The organism is Psychrobacter sp. D2, assembly GCF_013608135.1.
GTDB classification, from domain to species: domain Bacteria; phylum Pseudomonadota; class Gammaproteobacteria; order Pseudomonadales; family Moraxellaceae; genus Psychrobacter; species Psychrobacter cryohalolentis.
In genome coordinates, this window is the sequence record NZ_JACDXZ010000004.1 from 107,063 (window position 1) to 130,801 (window position 23,739).

18 protein-coding genes are annotated in these 23,739 nt (G+C 44.0%); 17 read left to right on the plus strand and 1 reads right to left on the minus strand.

The genetic code is table 11. The features are described from left to right. Positions 1–9: 9 nt before the first annotated feature. The 10 genes from urtB to ureG all read left to right on the plus strand — a co-directional run bounded on the left by urtB (position 10) and on the right by ureG (position 10,427). Positions 10–1,809, plus strand: coding sequence for an urea ABC transporter permease subunit UrtB (urtB, locus tag H0262_RS07020; protein ID WP_181210221.1), 1,800 nt, complete (start codon positions 10–12; stop codon positions 1,807–1,809). Positions 1,810–1,819: 10 nt separating this feature from the next. Continuing rightward, entirely contained in the window at positions 1,820–2,890 is a 1,071-nt protein-coding gene (gene urtC / locus H0262_RS07025; protein ID WP_181210222.1) for an urea ABC transporter permease subunit UrtC, read from the plus strand. After that, entirely contained in the window at positions 2,890–3,861 is a 972-nt protein-coding gene (urtD, locus tag H0262_RS07030) for an urea ABC transporter ATP-binding protein UrtD (protein WP_181210223.1), read from the plus strand. The genes urtC and urtD overlap by 1 nt, the downstream gene beginning before the upstream one ends. A 47-nt stretch (positions 3,862–3,908) precedes the next feature. Next, on the plus strand, positions 3,909–4,607 hold the full coding sequence (urtE, locus tag H0262_RS07035) for an urea ABC transporter ATP-binding subunit UrtE (protein WP_181210224.1): 699 nt from the start codon (positions 3,909–3,911) through the stop codon (positions 4,605–4,607). A gap of 29 nt (positions 4,608–4,636) precedes the next feature. Next, entirely contained in the window at positions 4,637–5,626 is a 990-nt protein-coding gene (locus H0262_RS07040) for an urease accessory protein UreD (RefSeq protein WP_181210225.1), read from the plus strand. 150 nt (positions 5,627–5,776) lie between these two features. Next, positions 5,777–6,079 (plus strand): urease subunit gamma, encoded by a 303-nt coding sequence (ureA, locus tag H0262_RS07045; RefSeq protein ID WP_010200554.1) that lies wholly within the window; start codon positions 5,777–5,779, stop codon positions 6,077–6,079. Between the two features lie 74 nt (positions 6,080–6,153). Then, positions 6,154–8,286, plus strand: a complete 2,133-nt coding sequence (gene ureC, locus H0262_RS07050) for an urease subunit alpha (RefSeq protein ID WP_181210226.1) — start codon at positions 6,154–6,156, stop codon at positions 8,284–8,286. Positions 8,287–8,360: 74 nt separating this feature from the next. After that, positions 8,361–8,927, plus strand: a complete 567-nt coding sequence (ureE, locus tag H0262_RS07055) for an urease accessory protein UreE (RefSeq protein WP_181210227.1) — start codon at positions 8,361–8,363, stop codon at positions 8,925–8,927. Beyond that, a complete protein-coding gene (locus H0262_RS07060; RefSeq protein ID WP_181210228.1) occupies positions 8,920–9,735 on the plus strand; it encodes an urease accessory protein UreF in 816 nt (271 codons plus the stop codon). The genes ureE and H0262_RS07060 overlap by 8 nt, the downstream gene beginning before the upstream one ends. 38 nt (positions 9,736–9,773) lie before the next feature. Beyond that, positions 9,774–10,427 carry an urease accessory protein UreG gene (gene ureG, locus H0262_RS07065; protein WP_181210229.1) on the plus strand — a complete coding sequence of 218 codons (654 nt, stop codon included), beginning with the start codon at positions 9,774–9,776 and terminating at the stop codon, positions 10,425–10,427. Positions 10,428–10,767: 340 nt separating this feature from the next. On the opposite strand, the gene H0262_RS07070 is transcribed toward ureG, so the two are convergent. Continuing rightward, positions 10,768–12,450 (minus strand): NAD-dependent malic enzyme, encoded by a 1,683-nt coding sequence (locus tag H0262_RS07070; protein ID WP_181210230.1) that lies wholly within the window; start codon positions 12,448–12,450, stop codon positions 10,768–10,770. Positions 12,451–13,399: 949 nt separating this feature from the next. Here H0262_RS07070 and bhcA point away from each other — a divergent pair. From bhcA to H0262_RS07105, 7 genes are all read left to right on the plus strand, one after another. Next, entirely contained in the window at positions 13,400–14,575 is a 1,176-nt protein-coding gene (bhcA, locus tag H0262_RS07075) for an L-aspartate--glyoxylate aminotransferase BhcA (protein ID WP_181210231.1), read from the plus strand. Positions 14,576–14,637: 62 nt separating this feature from the next. Then, positions 14,638–15,618, plus strand: coding sequence for a beta-hydroxyaspartate dehydratase BhcB (gene bhcB / locus H0262_RS07080; protein WP_181210232.1), 981 nt, complete (start codon positions 14,638–14,640; stop codon positions 15,616–15,618). A 129-nt stretch (positions 15,619–15,747) separates the two neighbouring features. Continuing rightward, positions 15,748–16,902 (plus strand): 3-hydroxy-D-aspartate aldolase BhcC, encoded by a 1,155-nt coding sequence (gene bhcC / locus H0262_RS07085; protein ID WP_181210233.1) that lies wholly within the window; start codon positions 15,748–15,750, stop codon positions 16,900–16,902. 145 nt (positions 16,903–17,047) lie between these two features. Then, positions 17,048–18,049 (plus strand): iminosuccinate reductase BhcD, encoded by a 1,002-nt coding sequence (bhcD, locus tag H0262_RS07090; protein WP_181210234.1) that lies wholly within the window; start codon positions 17,048–17,050, stop codon positions 18,047–18,049. A gap of 345 nt (positions 18,050–18,394) precedes the next feature. Further along, the gene (locus tag H0262_RS07095) at positions 18,395–20,563 is read left to right on the plus strand and encodes an FAD-dependent oxidoreductase (RefSeq protein WP_181210235.1); all 2,169 of its coding nucleotides are present in this window, start codon (positions 18,395–18,397) and stop codon (positions 20,561–20,563) included. A gap of 3 nt (positions 20,564–20,566) precedes the next feature. Next, positions 20,567–21,874: an ABC transporter substrate-binding protein gene (locus H0262_RS07100; protein ID WP_181210236.1), complete on the plus strand. Its 1,308-nt coding sequence runs from the start codon at positions 20,567–20,569 to the stop codon at positions 21,872–21,874. After that, a complete protein-coding gene (locus H0262_RS07105) occupies positions 21,871–23,697 on the plus strand; it encodes an ABC transporter permease (RefSeq protein WP_220432396.1) in 1,827 nt (608 codons plus the stop codon). Before H0262_RS07100 ends, H0262_RS07105 begins: the two co-directional genes overlap by 4 nt. The last annotated feature ends 42 nt before the right edge of the window (positions 23,698–23,739 follow it).

The window sequence follows — 23,739 nt, forward strand, 5'->3', positions numbered from 1 at the left end:
GGAACCATCATGTCACATTACCCTTCCTATTATAAAAGTGACGCGCAAGCCAATTATTCTAATAAGACTTTTATCATCGCCTTACTATCTTTACTCCTCCTCATTGCTATCACATCAGCTGCTCATGCTCACGAGACGCCAATAGCCCACAGCCATGGCGAGAAACTATCTACTAATACTGTGGCAGCGACATCCAATGCTGTAAGTGAAGAGACCTTACTTGCTCAAGACGACACCTTACTTGCTCAAAACAAGCAGTCTCTGACTACGCCTGCTAATCTTGCGATAAGTAAAGGGGACGCTATCGAACAGTTCGTTGCTGCTGACTTCACCAAGCGCCAAACCATGCTCAACCAGTGGCCGGGGTCAGTTGAGAGTTTGGATACTTTAGTTGAGCTGATAAAAAACGATGAGCTATACCAAGGTAATGGTGGGCAAACTTATCTACTTAACAGCGAAGATGAGCTATTTACTTATCCTGCTAAGCAGCTGACCACCGAGTGGCCTAGCGACTTGGCGCAAGTGACTTTGACCAATACGCTACGCTCAGCCTTAGTGTTTGGACAAGCCAAGGTTAAGCTTGAGTCAAACGATCCTACGCAACGTGTGCAGGCAGTTGCCATCTTAGCGGACAATATCGAACAGCTAGATCCAGCACTCATAAGTACTGCTGCCACTAATGAGCAAGACGACGACGTCAAAACGGCGTTGAGTACTTTACAAGCGAGGATTGATTTTAGAGATGGCGACGTCGCCAAGCAAATTGCCGCGCTTACCGTGCTTGCTGATAGTGATAGCCCGCAAGTCTTAGTTGATGTCAAAAAAGCATTGGCGGCAGATGATATCGATCCTGTACTCAAATCTGCGCTGTTAGACGCTGAGGATAGTATTGAGCATCGCATTACCATCAGTACTTGGATAGGTCATCTGTTCACGGGGCTTAGTACGGCAAGTATCTTACTACTCGCGGCATTAGGGCTTGCCATTACTTTTGGACTACTGGGTGTCATCAATATGGCTCACGGTGAGCTCATTATGATTGGTGCTTACGCCACTTATATGGTGCAAAATCTCTTTCAAGCGTATTTTCCTAGTATGACTGGATGGTATCTGGTTGCTGCTATACCCGTCGCTTTCTTAGTCAGTGCCATTATCGGCATGATTATCGAACGAATCATTATTCGCCCGCTTTATGGTCGTGAGCTTGAAACCTTACTGGCAACCTTCGGTGTCAGTCTGATTCTTATGCAGTTGGTTCGGATGATATTTGGCGCGCAAAACGTCGAAGTCAGCAATGTCGACTGGTTGAGCGGTGCCTATCAAGTGTCCTCGAGCCTTGTACTTCCCTTCAACCGTATCGCTATTATCGGCTTTACCATCATTATTCTTATGCTACTGGTGTACTTACTGAACAAGACTCGTTTCGGGCTATTTGTGCGCGCTGTGACTCAAAACCGGCAAATGGCTCGTGCAGTTGGTATCTCATCTGCTCGCATCGATATGTTGGCTTTTGGACTTGGCTCAGGTCTCGCAGGTCTCGCTGGCTGCGCTTTGGCGCAAGTAGGCAATGTCGGACCCGACTTAGGTCAGACTTATATTATTGATGCGTTCTTAGTCGTCGTGGTTGGCGGTGTTGGGCAAGTATGGGGCGCGGTATTGGCATCTTTAGGTCTTGGTGTCAGTGGTACGGTGCTTGAAATTGGCATTGGTGCTGTGATGGCTAAGATTGTATTACTGGTTCTTGTGATTTTGTTTATTCAAAAACGTCCACAAGGTTTATTCGCCCTCAAAGGCCGTTTTGTGGATTAAGGAGAACCTCATGCGTTTGACTCAATTATTATCTGATTCCCCACGTAATGCCATTTTGATTGGTTTGTGTTTTTTAGTGCTGTTGATATTGCCTTGGCTCCATTTACTACCTGAAACCTCTAGTTTTCACCTGTCTGCTTACTGGATAACTTTGATTGGTAAAATAATGGCGCTCGCCATGGTAGCACTGGCTTTAGACTTGGTCTGGGGCTATGCCGGCATCCTAAGCTTAGGTCATGGTCTTTATTTTGCGCTAGGAGGTTATGCTTTTGGTATGTATTTGACGCGTGAAACTGCTGGCACGGGCTTGCCAGACTTTATGCGTTTTTTAAGTTGGACCGAGCTGCCGTGGTATTGGGCAGGCACTCAACATTTCTGGTGGGCGATGGCTCTAGTGGTATTAATTCCAGGTCTGGTCGCTTTTATCTTTGGCTATTTTGCATTTCGCTCCAAGATCAAAGGCGTTTATTTTTCGATTATTACTCAGGCCATGACCTATGCGGCCGCCTTATTATTCTTCCGTAACGAAACAGGCTTCGGTGGTAACAATGGCTTCACAGGTTTTACCACGCTACTAGGCTATGACATCACTGCTTCTTCAACGAGGGCTGTGCTGTGTTTTACGACCGCTTTGGCGCTGCTACTGTCCTATCTTGGACTACGCTATCTGATGAGCCAGCCTTATGGGCGCGTACTCGGTGCCATTCGTGATAGTGAAAATCGATTGCAGTATTTAGGCTATCGCACGCTTTGGTACAAGCTTTCTGCTTGGGTATTGTCTGCAGTAATTGCTGGTATCGCTGGTGCTCTATATGTACCGCAAGTGGGCATCATTAATCCGGGCGAGATGAACCCCGTCAACTCTATCGAGATGGCAGTATGGGTAGCTGCGGGAGGCAGAGGTTCACTCATTGGTGCTATCGTAGGCGCAGGTGCAATCAATGCGATTAAGACTTATTTTACCGTCGCCTACCCTGAGTTTTGGTTGCTGATCCTAGGTGGATTATTTGTGGTGGTTACTTTATTTCTCCCTAACGGCATCATTGGCGTACTTGATCGTTTTAAAAAGGAAAAAGAATAATGTTAATAACTAATGCTGCTACTTCTAATGTTGCTACTTCCCAAAAAGTTACTAACGATGCGCTTGTTAAAAACAATCCTAGTATTGATAATCCAATGAAAAACTCTAAAAATATACCCCACATAACGGTCGCAGAAAACACGCCTACCCGACCAGTCACTACTCTGACTGAAGATTATGGAGATAGCGGTGGCTTGCCGCATCCTGTCCCCAAATCAGGGCCAGATATGAGACATGGGATTGCGCTGTATTTAGAAGACGTTAGCGTGTGGTTTGACTCATTCCGGGCACTCAATGATTTATCTTTATACATTGAGGCAGGCGAACTGCGCTGCATCATTGGTCCTAATGGTGCAGGTAAAACCACGTTAATGGATGTCATCACGGGTAAAACGCGCCCGACCACAGGTAGCGCATTTTTTGGTCAAGTACATAATTTAGCCAAACTATCTACCGAAGAAATAGCGGAAGCAGGCGTTGGCCGTAAGTTTCAGAAACCCACCGTATTTGAGAAATTTACCGTACTTGATAACTTAATGCTGGCTGCACCAAAGGACAAACGGGTATCGAAAAGCTGGTTTACTCGTATTGACACAGAAATCCAAGATACCCTTGACTCAACGCTTGATCAAATACGCCTAAAAGAGCTGATTAACAAGCCAGCAGGATTATTGTCTCATGGTCAAAAACAGTGGCTAGAGATTGGAATGTTACTGATGCAAAGACCAAAACTTATCTTACTTGATGAGCCTGTGGCAGGCATGACCGATGCCGAAACCGAACATACCGCTGAGTTATGTCTGCGCCTTAAAGAGAATCATACTTTAATCGTGGTTGAGCATGACATGACTTTCATTGATGCCATAAGTGAAAAAGTAACGGTCTTAGCAAATGGCGCTATTTTGGCTGAAGGCACGTTGAGTGAAGTACAGAATAATGAGGCCGTTATTGAGACCTATCTAGGTCGATAATTGGTAGTAGTACTTAGACATAGACCTAAAAAAATAGAGGTGCTTATATGTTAGAAATCAATGCCATAAATCAATATTATGGTGGCAGTCACATCTTACGTGATGTCACCCTCGCCGCCCCTGTAGGAGAATGTAGCGTGGTACTGGGTCGTAATGGCGTCGGTAAAACCACCTTGCTTAAATGCTTGATGGGCATCCTACCAATAAAATCAGGTGAAATCTTATTAAACGGTAAGGATATTAGTGAGATGACGCCTGAGCAACGTGTACGCGCAGGACTCGCTTATGTGCCGCAAGGACGTGATATATTTTCTACTTTGACCGTTGAAGAAAACATTCTAATTGGCATGGCGAAATTCTCTCAACGTAAAGCAAGTAAAGTACCCAAACACTTATATGATATATTTCCAGTGCTGGACGAAATGAAGCATCGCCGCGGTGGTGATCTATCAGGCGGTCAGCAGCAGCAACTTGCTATTGCTCGTGCGCTTGCATCAGAGCCTCGAGTACTAGTACTTGATGAGCCGACTGAAGGTATCCAACCGTCCATTATTAAAGACATTGGTAGAGTCATTCGTAGTCTTGCTAATAAAGGCGATATGGCAATTGTTTTAGTCGAGCAGTTTTATGAGTTTGCAGAAGAGCTTGCCGATAACTATACCGTGCTTTCTAGAGGACAAGTGGTAGCTCAGGGGGCTGGATGTGACATGGCAAAAAACAATATTCAAGAGTTGGTGGCAATCTAAAAGGACACTTTATAAAAGGGAATACAATTTTGACTTGGCAATCCTCACTACAGCTCCATTTCGACTGCGCCTCTACTGCTGCAAAAACTCGGCTGTATCATCGTGCCCATACTGGGGCATTAATGGTGCAGCGCGCGCTGTATCCTGAGCCTGATAGTACTGATAACAGCCAAGCAGGGATTTGCCATATTTATGTATTGTATCCTCCTGCTGGCATTGCTGATGATGACCGCTTAACATTGGAGTTTAACCTACACTCTAACAGCCATGCGGTGATTACCACCCCTGGAGCCGGTAAATGGTACGGGCAACGCGAATCGTTACGATACTCTAGACCTAGCGACTCATCAAAATTTAACAACGTTACTCAATCGGCAAACAGCAACACTTCTAATGACTGTTTTAATGATGTTGTCAGTGCTGAACAGCATATCGACGCCCGCCTCGATGAACACGCTGTCCTTGAATGGCTACCCCAAGAAAGCATCTATTACGATTATTCCAACTCTAATGCGAATAACCGCTTTTATTTAGCTAAGACAGCAAGTTTGTTGACTTGGGATATTGCGGTATTTGGACGTCAAGCGTATCAAGAGAGGTTTGCTAATGGTCATTATGCCAACCGCTTAGAGATATGGCGTGAGAGTGATTTATTGGTCAGTGAGTGCACCTCCCAGCAAGCAAATACGCGCTGGTTTACCTCACCATTAGGACTGAACAATCAACATGTGCATGGCTCTTTTTGGGCAATACCTAGCACAGAGGTCATTGCTCCTGAGTTACAGAATAATCCGCTCAAGCTTGGTCAATATTTAGATGCCACTATCACCGAGATACGCAGTCTCATTGATACGCAGTCACTACCCATTCACTGTACTCACAATTTTCAAGGTATCAATTGCCGTTATTTAGGGGCAGATGTGCGTGCCTGCTTTGAAGCTTTTTACCAAATTCGCGAGCTTATCAGGTCTAAATGGTACACGCTTGAGCCTCATCGACCGAGAATTTGGGACACCTAATATCATGTGCTCCCACTTAATCTCATCCCTGAACAATGCTGAATCAAACCAGAATGACTCTACTTAGTACATTTAACTTAGCACATTTACTTTATGAAGATTAAAAACGGTTAATAGCCTTTAAAGCACAATAATTATTAAGGAAGCTTTATGCAATTAAATCCTACAGAGAAAGATAAACTTTTACTATTTACAGCCGGTATGGTAGCGGAACGTCGTAAAAACCGCGGTGTAAAACTCAATTATCCTGAGTCTATCGCTTACATTAGCATGTTACTGATGGAAGGCGCACGTGATGGCAAAACCGTGGCGCAATTGATGAGTGAAGGAGCCACTTATCTCTCTGCCGATGACGTCATGGAAGGCATCGCAGAGATGATACATGATGTCCAAGTTGAAGCCACTTTTCCCGATGGCACTAAGCTGGTGACGGTACATAACCCCATCGTATAGCTTGCTTGCTATAAAGTCGTATACAACGATATTGAACTAGAGCCATTGCCGTAAGACGATTAAGGATAATAAAAATGACGATGAAAGTAGGCGAATATAAGATTAAAGCAGGCGATATGGCTTTGAATGCTGGTCGCTGCGTTCAAACCATAGCAGTAATCAATACAGGCGACCGCCCTATTCAAATCGGTTCTCATTATCACTTCTATGAAGTCAATGCAGCACTGAGCTTTGATCGAGAGTCGACGCTTGGCTATCGACTCAATATCTTATCTGGTACTGCGGTGCGCTTTGAGCCGGGACAAGCGCGCGAAGTGGAATTGGTTGCCATCTCAGGTAGACAGCATATCTATGGGTTTGCTGGCAAAGTTATGGGCGTTGTAGACCCTAAAACCTCTCAAAACACCTCGAAAAAACGCATTGACCGACGTATCTATGCCGAACATTTTGGCCCTATCACAGGGGACAAAGTACGCTTGGCAGATACAAATTTATGGCTTGAGGTTGAGTATGATTTGACCAGTCATATTGATCACCAGCCTGATATTGATAGTGTTAGCATTGGTGAAGAGGTTAAATTTGGCGGCGGCAAGGTTATCCGCGATGGCATGGGTCAGTCACAGCTGCTGGGTGAGCAAGTTGCCGATACTATTATTACCAATGCTCTGATTGTGGACTACAGCGGTATCTATAAGGCAGATATCGCTATCAAAGAGGGTCGTATCAGTGGCATCGGTAAAGCTGGCAACCCTGATATTCAGCCTAACGTGACGTTACCTATTGGCGCGGCTACCGAAATTATCGCAGGAGAAGGTAAAATCTTGACTGCTGGCGGTATCGATAGTCATATTCATTTCATTGCACCGCAGCAATGTGAGACGGCGCTAATGTCTGGTGTAACCACAATGTTAGGCGGTGGCACGGGGCCTGCTGAAGGCACTCTTGCCACTACTTGTACGCCTGGTGCCTATCATATCCACAGCATGCTAAAAGCCACTGATGCTATTCCGATGAATATCGGATTCTTAGGTAAAGGCAATGTTAGTTTACCTGCCCCCATTGTAGAGCAGATTGAAGCGGGTGCTATCGGGCTTAAGCTTCATGAAGACTGGGGCTCCACGCCCAAAGCCATTGATAACTGCCTTAGCGTGGCTGAAGAATACGATGTGCAAGTGGCTATTCATACTGATACGTTAAATGAAAGCGGCTATTTAGATAGCAATCTAGGCGCGTTTAAAGACCGTTGTATTCACACCTTCCATACCGAAGGCGCTGGCGGTGGTCATGCTCCAGATATCTTAAAAGCTATTGGCGAAACCAATGTTTTACCCTCATCAACCAACCCGACACGCCCTTTCACCATCAATACCATTGACGAGCATCTCGACATGCTCATGGTTTGTCACCACTTAAGCCCAGCCATTGCCGAAGATGTCGCTTTTGCAGAAAGCCGTATTCGTAAAGAAACCATTGCCGCTGAAGATATTTTACAAGATATGGGCGCCATCTCCATGATGAGTAGTGATTCGCAAGCGATGGGACGCGTGGGAGAAGTCATTATTCGCACATGGCAAACGGCTGATAAGATGAAAGCCCAACGTGGTCACCTGGCTCCTGATCAATCGGCTAAAACTGAGCAAGCATTAAAAAATATCATGCTAAGTCCCACTGACTCTGATAGCGGCAACGACAACTTTCGTATCAAACGCTACCTCGCAAAATACACCATCAATCCCGCCATTACCCATGGCATTAGTGATGAAGTGGGATCACTTGAGTTGGGAAAATGGGCAGATTTAGTGTTGTGGTCGCCTGCATTTTTTGGTGTAAAGCCTGATTTAATTATAAAAGGCGGTTTGATTGCAGCGGCACCTATGGGCGACCCCAATGCTTCCATATCCACCCCACAGCCTGTGCACTATCGCAGCATGTTTGGTAGCTTCCCCAAGACAGTGGCGCAGACTTGCATCACCTTTATGTCAAGTGCGGCTATTGATAAGGGTGTTGATAGGCAATTAGAATTAGAAAAGGTCATCAAAGCCGTACACAACATTCGTCAGGTACGCAAACAAGACATGAAATTCAACAGCTACTGTCCTCAGATGGAGGTCAATCCTGAGACCTATGAAGTGTATGCCGATGGTGAGCTGCTGACATGTGAGCCTGCCGAACATCTGCCAATGGCACAGCGCTACTTTTTATTCTAGCTGCTTTTTATTGTCGTGCTGATAATCCCCCATCAGCTGTGAATCATCTACTTAAACGGACTATAAACATAATTATGAACATTTATACGCAACGTCTCGATCCATCAACCCTTAGCGCTGAAAAACAGGCGATCATTGATAGGCAAAAACAGGCAGAAAACTTTTTATATTTAGATTTCGACACCCGTCAGCGTAGCCGTTTTAAAGCAGAAACCCAGCATCAAAAATCCATTGGTGTTGATTTGCCACGTACGGAAACCATTAAGAATGGCAGTGTGCTAGCAGACCATCAAGGCAATTTGATACAGATTATGGCCGCCAAGCAAGCCTTGATAGAAGTGACTGCAGATAATAACTTTGACCTTATGAAAGGCGCTTACCATTTAGGCAACCGCCATGTGCCTTTAATGCTGACCCCTACTGCCCTCTACTTTGAGCCTGACCATGTTTTAGAAGCGATGTTACATCAACTTGGCCTACATATCCAAGCCGTACAAGCGCCGTTTGAGCCAGAAACGGGTGCTTATAAAGGCAATCAAGGCGGACATTCTCACTCTCATGGTCATAATCATAATCACAATCATAGTCATCACGATCACGGCCATGACCATTCACACACCCACGGCAACTCTCATGACTAATCATGCCACGCACTCCCAGCATCCTGCCAGTACCGCACAAGGTATAAATGATCTGAATCATGCAGATGTGACCGGACGTTTGCTCATGCTGGCGTCAAGCAACTTACCTATTGGTAGTTATACCTACTCGCAAGGTATAGAACCTGCTATCGAGTCAGGGCTTATTCATGATGAAAGCAGTAGTATGGATTTTATGAGTGATTATCTGGAGCTAGCATTGTGTCGTTATGAGCTACCGCTACTAGCGCTCATGATTGAAGCCCTTATGATTGAGGACGTCACACTTGCTGATGCTTTAGGTGCAGATTACCACGCTAGCCGCGAAACCAAAGAGTTCGTCTATGAGTCAAGTCAATTGGCTCTGTCTTTATCCGCATGGCTTGATAATGTCCTTGAGCTTAATGTGCCTGATAGCTTACTCGCCCATGGGTTTTTGCCGCTGTTTGCCCATATTAGCTCGCACTGGCAATTTAACCCTGTACAAGCCATGACCACTTACGCCTTTGGTCAAATCGAAAATATGGTGCTGGCTGCGGTTAAGACCGTACCGCTTGGGCAAATGGCAGGACAGCGAATCATTTGGCAGCTGCAACAGCTATTAAGCCAACAAGTACAGCCACTGGCTGCTAGCGTCAAGCAAAGCTTTTTGTACGCTCAAAGGCTGCCGTTAATGGCAGATAGCTCTGACATAACGATATCAAAGCTAAATCTACTTTATCAACAGTTACAAATATCAGCCAACTTACCAAATTTAGCGCTCCTGTCTTGCCAGCATGAAAGGCAATACAGCCGCTTATTTCGCTCTTAATCGCTGATAACCCAAACACTTATTGAGGACATTTATTTATGGCACTGACACCCAAAGTCGAAAACAAACATTCAGACACGACATTATCGCCACTACGCTTAGGTATTGGTGGCCCTGTAGGCTCAGGAAAAACGGCATTAACGCTGAGATTGTGTCAACGCCTACGTGATGATGTCAATATGGCCGTGGTGACCAATGATATATATACCAAAGAAGACTCTGAATTTTTAACGCGTCATGAGGCCATGCCAGCCGAGCGCATTCGCGGTGTCGAAACGGGTGGCTGCCCGCATACTGCCATCCGTGAAGATGCCTCGATTAACCTATCTGCCATCGCCGAATTACAGCAGCAGTTTGCAGGTCTTGAGCTTATTATCATCGAGTCTGGTGGTGATAATTTGGCAGCAACTTTTAGCCCTGAATTATCCGACTTGACGCTATATGTCATTGATGTCTCGGCAGGCGATAAAATCCCTCGTAAAGGCGGCCCTGGTATCATGAAATCAGACTTACTCATCATCAATAAAACCGACCTTGCCCCTCTCGTAGGCGCGTCACTTGAGGTGATGGCACGTGATGCCAAAAAAATGCGCGGCGATAAGCCTGTGGTCTTTAGCAACATGAAAACGGGTGAAGGCGTTGATGACATTGTTGCCTTTATCCTTGATAAAGGCATGATAAGCATAGCGTAAGACCATGCCTATAATGCCACATGCTATGGCATAAATAGAGGTTCTGCAAACTACTGAATGATAAGCAGATTATCAGACAGTGATCATATCGATTAGCTTACACATTAAGGATTTATCATGACCATAAAAACCTCACAAACCATGATATAGTCAATTCCAAATAAAACAGGTACGTTATGTTCCAATGCAATACTGGTATCGCTTTAATACTGAATTCACTATACGTAAAAATTTCATCAGCAAAACGTCAACGGCTAGTGGATTAGCATTGTTATCATTAAAAAAGCCGAATGCTACTTTTAATCGTAGCATTCGGCTTTTTAGTCGGATTTTCTAACCGTTAGAAAGAAGTACGGCGATAGTCGCGGTATTTAGGTAACCAGAAGTTAGCTTTTAATCGACGTTCTAAGTTTTCTGCCGTGACTGGTAATGCCAGTTTATCTTCAATTGCTTGCAGGGCAACTGCATAGGCTATTTTTTCACTGATTTCTCTAATGAATTTAATGGGCGGCAATATGGCACCTGGCGCTTTTTCATATTCTACTGAGATATCTGCAAGTGCTTGGCTTGCCGCCGTCAGCATATTATCGCTGATACCCGTCGCACGTGCTGCTAATACACCTAGGCCAATGCCTGGGAATATGTAGCTATTATTACACTGCGAAACCTCGTAAGACTGGCCTTCAAAAGTGGTATTAGGAAAAGGACTGCCCGTTGCAACAATGGCCTTACCACGACTCCAGTTAGTCACTTCTTGCGGCGTTGCTTCAACACGAGACGTTGGATTTGATAGCGGCAATATAATAGGATGTTCAGTATTAGCACATAAAGATTCAACGACCTCTTGCGTAAAGAGACCTTTTTGTCCGCTTACGCCAAACAAGACAGTTATTCTTGCTTGTTTAACCACTTGTGCTAACCCAAGTTTTTGACTCTTATCCCAATGTTCAATATCTGTTTCTTTTTGCACTAACGGTGTTTGGAATTTTTGTAGCTCTGTCATGCTATCTGTTAGCAGACCATAACGGTCAACCATAAATACCTGTCTGCGAGCTTGCTCTTCTGTTAACCCCTCACGCTGCATCTGACGAATAATGTGCTCAGCGATACCGCAGCCTGCAGATCCTGCACCCAAGAAAGCAATATTTTGTTGACTAAGTTTCTGGCTTTTATTTAAACATGCGGCAATCAATGTACCGACTGAAACAGCCGCAGTTCCTTGAATATCATCATTAAAGCAACAGAGCTGATCACGATATTTATTCAATAATGGGGTCGCATTTTCCTGTGCAAAATCTTCAAATTGCAATAACACCTCGGGCCAACGACGCTTAACAGCCTGAATAAATAAGTCTACAAATTCATTATACTCATCGCCAGAGATGCGTGGATTTCTCCAGCCCATATACATAGGATCGTCAAGCAACTGCTGATTATTGGTACCGACATCTAACAAAATAGGTAAGCAATAAGCTGGGCTAATACCACCACAAGCGGTGTATAAAGCCAATTTACCAATTGGAATTCCCATACCGCCAATACCTTGGTCACCTAAGCCCAAGATACGTTCGCCATCAGTGACCACGATAACTTTAACGTTTTGTTTGGTAGCGTTTTGCAACATGTCATCGATTTTATGACGTTCAGGATAAGAGATAAATAAACCACGTTTACGGCGATAAATTTGAGAGAACTTTTCACACGCTTGCCCAACCGTAGGGGTATAGATGAGCGGCATGACTTCCTCAATATGCTGCTCAATCAAATGGTGAAATAATGTCTCATTAGTGTCTTGTATATTACGCAAATAAATATGCTTATCCATATCACTGGTAAATGAGCGTAGTTGAAGATAAGCACGTGATGACTGCTCTTCAATCGTCTCAATATTATGAGGTAATAGACCGGTTAAATTAAAGCTATCGCGCTCCTCTGATGAAAAAGCACTGCCCTTATTCAATAAAGGGGTTTCTAATAGTGCAGGACCTGCAAAGGGGATATATAACGGACGTTGGTTTAACATGATAAAATCTTCTTATTAAAAGTATGGGGTGGTACAAGGTTAATGGGTTAAATATTTTTATCGATTCATTAAAAAAATGAAATTATTTAAATTTATATTTTGCTCTAGCTTGCTCAAATTCGTTCAAGCTGACATTCTTAAAGAATTGATATCTATAATAAATACAATGTCTTTTGTAAACCCTCAACATTGATAATGAAGGGTTTTTTATTGTATTTTCTTAATTGAATAAGTTGTTTTTAGCAAGTTAGAAATTGAGCGATGCTGAAGAAACTGTAAAGATAAACTTAGTAAACTAACCACTGGAAGAGGCGCTTACCATGACCAAAAAATTGCAGAGATATAGTACAGAATGTAAAGCAGAGGCTATCTAACAGATAACTTAAGTGCGATGGCTTAGTAATCAAGAATAGCGATACACACGTTATCCAATTGATATAACCAATCAAGGCAAAGTTGTCGGCAAGAATCCCTATTATACTGAAGTTATAGCAGCTCTTGAAGACATCATACAACTGAAATAGCAATCATGAATTATTTCGGTCAAAGCATAAAAAATAAATAGGACTAATGTCGGCTATTTACACAAAACAGTCACTGTAATAGTCTTGAGAAGTCTAGCACAAAGGTTATTTAAAAACACCTTGTTACAACTTACTATTAGTGCTATATTTTAACCAGTTGATGAGTATCTACACTTTTTCAACCAAAACCTCTTATTTTATCCTTCGTAAAAATCGTTACCGCAAGAACACCATAAAAAGAACGCAGTAAGTAGTAAAGTGACCAATCACCTGCAACTCCTTTCTTTGACATGGTTAATTTTTTAAATCTTAAAAACACAAAACCCAAACTGTATGAGTCAGGAAGACTCTTGCATTAAATTCGCATGAACCCCTGCTTATACAACAATCGTGCCCCTTTATATGCACTTACAAGGATGTCAATCATGTCGCTACAAAACCCAATTTTTATTCCTGGCCCTACCAATATTCCTGACAGATTACGTCGCGCAATGAACGTGCCGACGCAAGATCACCGTGCGCCTGATTTCTCAGACACGTTCTTACCGGTGCTTGCTGATTGTAAAAAAGTATTTGGCACCCAAGATGGCGAAATCATTCTATTTACCTCTAGCGGCACAGGTGGCTGGGAAGCTGCGATTAGCAATACCTTGTCACCTGGTGATAAAGTTCTGATTGCACGCTATGGTATGTTCTCGCATCGCTGGATCGATATGTGTCAGCGCCACGGACTTGATGTGCAAGTTGTAGAATGCGATTGGGGGACAGGCGCACCTGCTGATAAATTCCAAGCGATTTTGAACGAAGATACTGCACACGAAATCAAAGCCGTCATGGTCACGCATAACGAAACAGCAACAGGTGTTTTAAGTGATATTGGCGCCATTCGCAAAGCCATGGATAGCAGTGACCACCCTGCTTTATTATTCGTAGATGGTGTTAGCTCAATTGCTTGTGTCCCTTTTGAGATGGATGCTTGGGGCGTAGACATTGCTGTTGCCGGCTCACAAAAAGGCTTTATGCTCGCAACGGGTATGGCAATATTGGGCGTCAGTCAAAAAGCTTTGAGTCATATGGATGAGGCGAAGCTTCCACGTACTTATTTTGCTTTTCGTGATATGTTAAATGCCAATGCCAACGGCGGCTTCCCTTATACGCCACCATTAAATCTCATCTATGGCCTAAGAGAAAGTCTTGAGATGTTGTTTGACGAAGGTCTTGAGAATGTCTATGCACGTCATTACCGTCTAGCCGAAGGCGTACGACAAGCGGTTAGCGCTTGGGGTATGAAACTGTGTGCAAAAACACCTGACCTTTATTCTAATACCGTCAGCGCCATCTTTGTTCCTGAAGGCTTTGACAGTAACAAGCTGACCGATCATGCTTTTAATAAATATGGTATCTCATTTGGTATTGGTTTGGGCGAGATGAATGGTAAAGCATTTAGAATCGGTCATCTAGGTTCATTAACTGAAGTTATGGTACTAGCAGGGCTTGCAACGATTGAGATGGCAATGGTTGATTTGGGCTACCCTATTAAACTGGGTCAAGGCGTTGCTGCTGCGCAAGAGTATTATCGCCACAGCGCACCAACTAAATAAAATTTATTAGATAACAAGCTATCAAATAACAAGAGTTAACAAAAGATGAAGGACTATTTTTTATGATAACAAATGATAATGGATTAGTGATTCCAACCCTTGATGATATGTTAGAAGCGCATGAGCGCATCAAACCATATATCCATCGCACCCCTGTTCTGACCTCTCGCTTTTTAAATGAGCTGGCTGGCTGTGAGATGTTCTTTAAATGTGAGAACTTCCAAAAAGCAGGTGCTTTTAAAGTACGTGGCGCATCAAACGCAGTGTTTGGTCTCTCTGACGAAGATGCCAAAAATGGTGTTTGTACACACAGCTCAGGTAACCATGCCTTATCTTTATCTTATGCAGCGGGCCAGCGTGGTATACCATGTAATGTGGTGATGCCGCATAGCGCGCCTGAAGCTAAAAAAGCCGCAGTACGTGGCTATGGCGGTATCATCACCGAATGCCAGCCATCAACCACATCGCGTGAAGAAGTCTTTGCCAAAGTTCAAGCAGAAACAGGCGGCGACTTTGTCCATCCGTACAATGATCCACGCGTTATCGCTGGACAAGCCACTTGCTCACGTGAGTTTTTAGAACAAATGGAAGAGATTGGTGAAAAACCTGATATGGTTGTGGCACCCATTGGTGGTGGCGGTATGATTTCAGGTACTTGTTTGACGTTGTCGAACCTAGCACCAGATGTCAAAATTTATGCTGCTGAGCCAGTCAACGCTGATGATGCCGCGCGCTCATTTAAAGCCGGTCATATTATCGCTGATGATGCACCAAACACGGTTGCCGATGGTTTAAAAGTGCCGCTTAAAGATTTGACTTGGCATTTTGTTAGCAATTATGTGACTGATATTTTGACCGCGACTGAAGAAGAAATCGTTGAAGCGATGAAACTGACTTGGACGCATATGAAAATCATCATCGAACCAAGCTGTGCCGTGCCGCTTGCTGTTATCTTAAAGAACAAAGACGTTTTTGCCGGTAAAAAGGTTGGCGTCATCATCACTGGTGGTAACGTTGATCTCGACAAGTTGCCTTGGAATTAATGATCGGTAACTAAATATCAGTACTTAGGTATCAATAACTGATTACAAATGGAGCGTTAACTAAGCGCCAGTAATGCGCAAGTTTAAACGGCTTTTTATAACACTAACTAATAACATGGAAGAATTAAAATGACAATGACTGCCGAATTAGAAGTAGGTTACAACGTACCCGCCGCTGTTGGTATGGACGAAGCTGACATTCAAACCCCTTGTTTGATCTTGGATCTTGACGCCCTTGAGCGTAACGTCAAAAAAATGGGCGATTATGCTAAAGCCCATAATATGCGTCACCGTAGCCACGGTAAAATGCACAAATCAGTTGACGTACAAAATTTACAAGAAGAGCTTGGCGGCGCTATTGGTGTTTGCTGTCAAAAGGTCTCTGAAGCAGAAGTATTCGTACGTGGTGGCATTAAAGACGTATTGGTATCAAACCAAGTCCGTAATCCAGCTAAAATTGAGCGTTTAGCAAATCTACCTAAGTTGGGTGCAACCATCACCGTTTGTGTCGATGATGTCGATAACGTCGCTGAGCTATCAGCTGCTGCGACCAAAGCAGGCACTAAACTGAACTGCTATATCGAAATCGACTGCGGTGCTGGGCGTTGTGGTGTAACGACGACTGAAGCGGTTGTTGAGATTGCCAAAGCAATTGATGCCGCTGAAAATCTAAAATTCACTGGTATCCAAGCTTATCAAGGTGCGATGCAACACATGGACAGCTTTAGCGATCGTAAAGCGAAAACACAAATCGCTATCGATCAAGTACAAGAAGCAATCGATGCATTAACTGAAATCGGGCTAAAACCAGAATTTGTATCGGGTGGCGGTACAGGTAGTTATTACTTCGAAAGTAATTCAGGTGTTTTCAACGAATTACAGTGTGGCTCTTACGCGTTTATGGATGCCGATTACGGTCGTATTCTAGATGAAGACGGCAACCGCATTGATGCTGGTGAGTGGGAAAATGCGTTATTTATCCTAACTTCTGTGATGAGCCATGCCAAAACCGACAAAGCCATCGTTGATGCTGGTCTAAAAGCTCAGTCAGTTGATAGTGGTCTACCGTTCATCTATGGTCGTGACGATGTTGAATATGTTAAATGTTCAGACGAGCATGGCGTAGTCAGCGATCCAAACGGCGTACTGGAAATCAATGAAAAACTAAAACTGGTACCTGGTCATTGTGATCCTACTTGTAACGTTCATGATTTCTATATTGGTGTGCGTAATGGTAAAGTTGAAACCGTATGGCCAGTATCTGCACGCGGTAAAATGTACTAAGCACTGTATTAGGAACTATAAGCTAAATTAGTATGATTTTATCGGTTTAGTTTAGATGGGCTGTTGTAGCTTTAGCCTACAGCAGCCCTTATTCATTTAAAGTATTCAAGAATTACAAATTAAAAAGTATAAAAAGGAATTTATAATGAGTGAAGCAAATAGTGTTAATAGTGACGAAGGTTTATTGATCGTATCAGAAGACGCTTGCAAATCGGTGATTGATCGCCCTTCTGCATTTATCGCCGTTGAAAATGTTTTTGCGTCAATGTCACGAGGGGACGCCTATAACTTCCCTGTTATCCGCGAAGCCATTGGCTATGCTGATGCGTTATACGGCTTTAAATCAGGTTTTGACCGTGCAGGAAAATCACTAGGTCTAAAATCAGGTGGCTACTGGCCAGGTAATGCGGCTAAAGGCTTGACCAATCATCAATCCACGATTTTCTTATTCAATCCAGATAATGGTAAATTGCGTGCACTGGTCGGCGGCAACTATTTAACTGCCGTACGTACCGCCGCCGCATCGGCCGTATCAATCGCCCATCTAGCACGTAAAGACAGCAAAGTACTTGGTATGGTCGGCGCCGGTCATCAGTCTACTTTTCAGCTGCGTGCCGCTCTTGAGCAACGCAATTTCGAAAAAGTGGTCGCTTGGAATAAGAATAAAGATCATCTCAAAAACCTACAAGCCGTCGCTGAAGAATTAGGGGTACCGTTTGAAGCCGTTGAGCGTGAGCAGTTATGTAGCGAGGCGGATGTAATCATTACCATTACTTCAGCGTTTGAGCCATTACTGATGAAAGAGTGGATCAAACCCGGTACACATATCGCCTGTATGGGTACCGATACCGTTGGTAAGCAAGAAGTTGATGTCAACTTAGTAGCGGCTGCTACTGTATTTACGGATGAAATCGCGCAATCAATCAGTCTTGGTGAAGCCCAGCATGCGATTAAATCTGGTGCTATCAAAGAGAGTGATATTACCACGCTTGGTGATGTTATTAATGGAGATCACCCAGGTCGCAGCTCAGAGGATGAAATTACCTTGTTTGATGGTACAGGTGTTGGTTTACAAGATTTAGCAGTAGCCTCTGCTGCCGCTAAACTTGCTCTTGAAAAAGGTGAAGCTCAGCATATCTCTTTATAACTCTCGTCGTAATTAGGACATTAGCTATTGTATTTTAGAACCGCCAAATAATGAGTGTATTTGGCGGTTTTTTATAATACTGATATAAGCAAAGGACAACTATCACTACCTTCTATATCACTTTAAAATTTGTCTCAAGCCATCCACAATATTATATTTGAACAATCGCTCAATAACGATTACAATGGATAAATGTCATATTTTACGTATATCTATGACTAAATTTTGAACTGTCATTTATAACATAACTATATGAAAAACTAGCTTATAGTAGGAATACAGCGTTATTCTTTGCTAAGTGATTCTTTACTACATGATGTTTTATATTATTTATCTGGATAATCCATGATTAAAAAAATAGTTTTGATATTCGCGGTCTTGATTGGCGTCATTGGCTTTTTTTATTTTGACCTCAATGAATTATTAACGCTTGAGGGCTTAAAAGGCTCGATGGATCAGTTTGAGCAATATAAAACACAGTCGCCATGGTTAGTCATCGGCGGCTTTTTTGTAGTCTACATCTTAGTTACCGCATTATCTTTACCCGGTGCCGCTATTTTAACTTTGGCAGCGGGTGCTTTATTTGGTTTAGTACAAGGGGTATTGGTCGCCTCATTTGCCTCCAGTATCGGTGCTACATTGGCCTTTTTGACTTCGCGTTATTTGTTACGCGATACCATTAAACAGCGTTTTCCTGACCGTCTTGCTTCCATCGATGCTGGGGTAAAAAAAGAAGGCGGATTTTACTTATTTACGCTACGTTTGGTGCCGATATTCCCCTTTTTCCTTATCAACCTATTGATGGGTCTGACTGCTATCAAAGCACGGACCTTTTATTGGGTCAGCCAAATCGGCATGCTTGCCGGTACCTTTGTATTTGTGAATGCTGGTACACAGTTGGCACAAATAGAGCAGTTATCTGGCATTTTGTCTTTTAATCTGCTGGCTTCATTTGCGTTATTAGGGTTATTTCCGCTAATAGCGAAAGGCATATTAACGATACTAAAGAAACGCCGTGTCTATGAAAACTATCATAAGCCCAAAAAATTCGATCGTAATATGATTGTGATCGGTGCTGGTGCTGGCGGGCTTGTTACCAGCTATATTGCTGCGACCGTCAAAGCAAAAGTCACCTTGATTGAGGCAGGTGAAATGGGCGGCGACTGCTTAAACTATGGCTGCGTCCCCAGTAAAGCACTGATAAAAAGTGCAAAAGTGGTTGAGCAGATACGCCATGGCGAACGTTACGGACTCAATAATAGCCAACCGGATTTTGCATTCAAGAACATCATGTCTCGCATTCATAAAGTCATTGCTGATATCGCTCCAAATGACAGTGTTGAGCGTTATACGGAACTGGGTGTCGAGGTATTAAAAGGCTATGCAAAGCTCATTGATCCATGGACGGTTGAGATTGCCCTCAATGATGGTGGCACTCAGACATTAACCGCGCGCTCTATCGTTATCGCGACGGGCGCACGTCCCTTTGTCCCAGACCTACCGGGTTTAGAGGAGACAGGTTATGTGACCAGCGACACTCTTTGGGATAAATTTGCAAAACTTGATAAAGCGCCGAGCAAGCTGGTCGTACTTGGCGGCGGACCCATTGGCTGTGAGCTGGCACAAGCCTTTGCTCGTTTAGGTTCTGCTGTGACTCAAATCGAAAGAGGCACGAGATTGATGAAAAAAGAGGATGTCGACGTTTCTGTATTTGCGCAAGAAGCACTGACTGAGAGTGGCGTGAATATCTTGACCTCACAGCAAGCAATTCGCTGTGAAACTCGTGATGGCAAAAAACATATTATCGTCGCACCAAAAGGCAGCACTGATGATCAACAAGAAACTGCCATCGAGTATGATGAGTTGATTTGTGCAGTCGGTCGTAGTGCGCGTCTAGAAGGTTACGGGCTTGACACCTTGGGCATCGACACTGAGCGCACCATCAATACAGATGAGTATCTTGAAACGCTTTACCCCAATATCTATGCGGCAGGTGATATCGTAGGTCCTTATCAATTTACTCATGTAGCTGCCCATCAAGCATGGTACGCGGCGGTTAATGGCTTATTTGGTCATCTTAAAAAATTCAAAGTAGATTATCGCGTGATTCCATGGACGACGTTTATTGATCCAGAAGTAGCACGAGTGGGCTTAAATGAGCAAGAAGCGATTGATAAAGGTATCGACTTTGAAATCACACGTTATGACTTTAAAGACTTAGATCGGGCGGTAACCGAAAGCGCCAATCATGGCTTTATCAAGGTCATTACCCCAAAGGGCAAAGATAAGATATTGGGTGTGACCATCGTCGCTGAACATGCCGGTGACCTGATGGCTGAGTTTGTATTGGCCATGAAACACAATCTAGGGCTGAATAAAATACTGGGTACCATTCATATCTATCCAACATGGGCAGAAGGCAATAAGTATGCAGCTGGGGAATGGAAACGCAATCATGCGCCTACAAAAGCGCTACAGTTGCTTGAGAAGTATCATACTTGGCGTCGAGGTTAATTCATGCACCCTCTCAGCTTGCCCGCAGCTTTGATGATACCAAAAAAACTGAGCCGCTATAGCGCCTTTATCATAGTGCTTGGTATCTGCGTTGGCATCTCTGCAAGTACCGCTTCGACTCCCACTGCCATAGATAATAAAAGTACCTTGCAATGGCAGCAGACAGTACAAGCTGGTGAAAATCAAGACGTTTACTTTCATACTTGGGGCGGGGATCCACAAATTAATGCCTATATTCAGTGGACTGCAAAAGCGGTCGATAAAAAATATAATATTAACTTGGTTCATGTCAAATTAAGCGACACCAGTGAGGCTGTCAGTCGTGTCCTTGCAGAAAAATCTGCCAACAATAACGATAAAGGTAGCGTTGATTTAATTTGGATCAACGGTGCAAACTTTGCCGCTATGAGTGAGAATAAATTACTGTTAAAGGACTGGGCATCTACTCTGCCAAACTTTGCGCTGACTGATCCTGATAACAACCCCTCTGTCACGCTTGATTTTGGTTTACCTACTGACGGTATGGAAGCGCCATGGGGACAAGCATCACTGACTTTTTATTATGATAACTTAGCGATAGATAAACCGCCTGCTACCTTGCAGCAATTAAGGATGTGGGCACAGCAGAACCCCGGACGTTTTGGCTACCCAAAGCCGCCTGATTTTTTGAGTATGAGTTTTTTGAAGTATGCTTTGGTCATGCTGCATGAGCAAAGCGATAGCAAGAATGGAACCACTCTCAGAGCAGAGCTTAACCAGCCGGTAGATGCACAAAACAAAGATTTGATACTCAATCCGCTGTGGGATTTTTTGGATGAGCTGCATCCCATGCTATGGCGAAAAGGTGAGCAATTCCTGCAAAGCGGCGCACAAATGCGCCGCTTGGTAGATGATACAGAGCTCAGCTTGGCTTTTACCTTTTCAGGATCCGAAATACCAGCTGCCGTTCAGCGCTATGACTTGCCGCCCAGTATTCGCAGTTATGCTATGACAGATGGCAGTTTAAGCAATACTCACTTCGTTGCTATTCCTTATAATGCAAGCCATGCAGCCGCAGCACAACTGGTGGCAAACTTTTTATTAAGCCCAGAAGCACAGGCGCATAAACAAAATCCAGCTGTCTGGGGAGATAAAACCGTGCTGGTTCAATCGACACTGAGCGCCGAGCAGCAAGCACTCTTTAAAGCCAATAAACCGCATGCAAGCGCCCTACCTTTTGATGCCATTAAACGAACCGTCAGTGAACCACACCCCAGCTGGGTCGACGCCATTATGCAAGGTTGGCAAGCGCGTTACGGGGTTAGCGAATGAAAAAACCTATCGAGAAAAACAAGGCTGACACTGATAACAGCAATGCTGATGGCGTGAATACTGACACTCTCCATACTGCTATTGTTCATTCTAATTTAAGCAATCAAATAGCCGCAACTTATAAAACCGACCTTTTTACGCGTTTAGTGACCCTAAGCCCCAGTCTTTTATTAATACTCCTTATTCTTCCTGTATTAGGAGGTTTGATAAGCGTCATCCTGCCAGCGTTTGGCTGGGTGCCTGCTCTAGAAACAACGACATTTGGTCTACAAGGATTTAAAGCGCTGGGTCAAACACTGGGGCTTAAGCAAATGGTTGCGCTTAGTGTGGCGACCGGATTTCTCAGCACCCTACTCGCCTTTGTCATAGCGATTATGATATTGGCGACGTTTTTTAATAGTCCTTGGCTCACACGTATTGAACGTTTGCTTAGCCCTATTTTAGTGATCCCGCATGCCGCAGCGGCGATTGCCGTTGGGTTTTTGATTGCACCCTCTGGTATGATTGCACGAATGATATCGCCATGGCTCAGTGGTTGGGAGCTGGCACCGCAAGGGATACTGCCCCATGACCCTTATGGGATCAGTATCATTTTGGGGCTGGTACTTAAAGAGCTGCCTTTTCTATTGTTAATGGCACTTGGTGTGTTCGCACAGCCTGAGCTTGGTAAAAAGCTACGCCAACAATATCAAGTTGCGCTAAACTTAGGCTACTATCCCATCACTGCCTTTTTTAAAGCAGTATTTCCTATACTGTACCCCTTCTTGCGTTTGCCTATTTTGGCAGTACTTGCTTACGCCAGTGCCAGTGTTGAGATGCCATTAATTTTAGGACCCAATACTCCGCCCACGCTTGCTGTCACTATCATGCAGTGGTTTAATGATGTTGATTTGAACTTACGTATAAAAGCCTCGGCTGGAGCAATATTACAGCTTATAGTGACCGGCAGCTTAATTGCATTATGGCTGGGCGGTGAGCGTATGGTCAAAGCGCTATGCAGCAACGCACTGATTAATGGAACACGCCAGTATAAGGATGTTATTTGGCAGAAAATTACTGCAAGCGCCACGGTATTCATCATAGGGTTTATAGCCCTATCGCTCATTGGTCTGCTGATGTGGTCTTTAGCTGGCTATTGGCGCTTCCCTGCCGCCTTGCCAGAGCAGCTTGTGCTGTCACACTTTCAAAGTGCCTTGATGCAAATAAGCACGCCATTATTTAACACGCTCATTCTTGGCATTGTCTCAACGCTTTTTGCTATTGGCATCACTTTATTGTGCTTAGAGGCAGAGCAGTTAAGCAATAAACCCATCTCGAATTTTACCAGCTTGATTATTTATCTGCCACTTCTGGTGCCGAGCATTGCTTTCTTATTTGGCTTGGTGTGGTTACAGCAACTTGTCCATAACCAAGCGGCATTTTTTAACGTCGCTTTTACCCACTTCTTATTTGTACTGCCCTATGTATTTTTATCCCTTGCCAGCAGCTATAGAAGGTTAGATAAGCGCTTTGCCACTGTAGCAGCCAGTCTTGGAGCGCCGCCTATGAGAGTATTCTTCCAAGTTAAGTTACCGCAGTTATTTGCACCGCTACTCATCGCAATGGCACTAGGATTGGCGGTGAGCTTTGGTCAATATCTGCCAACGTTACTCACGGGCGGCGGACGTATTGCTACCATTACGACCGAAGCGGTAACACTTGCTAATGGCGCTAGCCGCCGCACCAGTGCGGTCTATGCCATTATACAAATGGTATTGCCACTGATTGGCTTTATGGTGGCATGGCTGCTACCAAAGTATTTCTTTAAGAGTGGCGTTCGTTAATATGTTCGCGCATTAAAAATTTTTTAAGCTTCATTGACATCT

What these genes read in the sequence shown, in the direction of transcription:
- urtB (WP_181210221.1), top strand. Translation starts at nt 10, where the DNA reads ATGTCACATTACCCTTCCTATTATAAAAGTGACGCGCAAGCCAATTAT.
- urtC (WP_181210222.1), top strand. Translation starts at nt 1,820, where the DNA reads ATGCGTTTGACTCAATTATTATCTGATTCCCCACGTAATGCCATTTTG.
- urtD (WP_181210223.1), top strand. Translation starts at nt 2,890, where the DNA reads ATGTTAATAACTAATGCTGCTACTTCTAATGTTGCTACTTCCCAAAAA.
- urtE (WP_181210224.1), top strand. Translation starts at nt 3,909, where the DNA reads ATGTTAGAAATCAATGCCATAAATCAATATTATGGTGGCAGTCACATC.
- ureA (WP_010200554.1), top strand. Translation starts at nt 5,777, where the DNA reads ATGCAATTAAATCCTACAGAGAAAGATAAACTTTTACTATTTACAGCC.
- ureC (WP_181210226.1), top strand. Translation starts at nt 6,154, where the DNA reads ATGACGATGAAAGTAGGCGAATATAAGATTAAAGCAGGCGATATGGCT.
- ureE (WP_181210227.1), top strand. Translation starts at nt 8,361, where the DNA reads ATGAACATTTATACGCAACGTCTCGATCCATCAACCCTTAGCGCTGAA.
- H0262_RS07060 (WP_181210228.1), top strand. Translation starts at nt 8,920, where the DNA reads ATGACTAATCATGCCACGCACTCCCAGCATCCTGCCAGTACCGCACAA.
- ureG (WP_181210229.1), top strand. Translation starts at nt 9,774, where the DNA reads ATGGCACTGACACCCAAAGTCGAAAACAAACATTCAGACACGACATTA.
- H0262_RS07070 (WP_181210230.1), bottom strand. Translation starts at nt 12,450, where the DNA reads ATGTTAAACCAACGTCCGTTATATATCCCCTTTGCAGGTCCTGCACTA.
- bhcA (WP_181210231.1), top strand. Translation starts at nt 13,400, where the DNA reads ATGTCGCTACAAAACCCAATTTTTATTCCTGGCCCTACCAATATTCCT.
- bhcB (WP_181210232.1), top strand. Translation starts at nt 14,638, where the DNA reads ATGATAACAAATGATAATGGATTAGTGATTCCAACCCTTGATGATATG.
- bhcC (WP_181210233.1), top strand. Translation starts at nt 15,748, where the DNA reads ATGACAATGACTGCCGAATTAGAAGTAGGTTACAACGTACCCGCCGCT.
- bhcD (WP_181210234.1), top strand. Translation starts at nt 17,048, where the DNA reads ATGAGTGAAGCAAATAGTGTTAATAGTGACGAAGGTTTATTGATCGTA.
- H0262_RS07095 (WP_181210235.1), top strand. Translation starts at nt 18,395, where the DNA reads ATGATTAAAAAAATAGTTTTGATATTCGCGGTCTTGATTGGCGTCATT.
- H0262_RS07100 (WP_181210236.1), top strand. Translation starts at nt 20,567, where the DNA reads ATGCACCCTCTCAGCTTGCCCGCAGCTTTGATGATACCAAAAAAACTG.
- H0262_RS07105 (WP_220432396.1), top strand. Translation starts at nt 21,871, where the DNA reads ATGAAAAAACCTATCGAGAAAAACAAGGCTGACACTGATAACAGCAAT.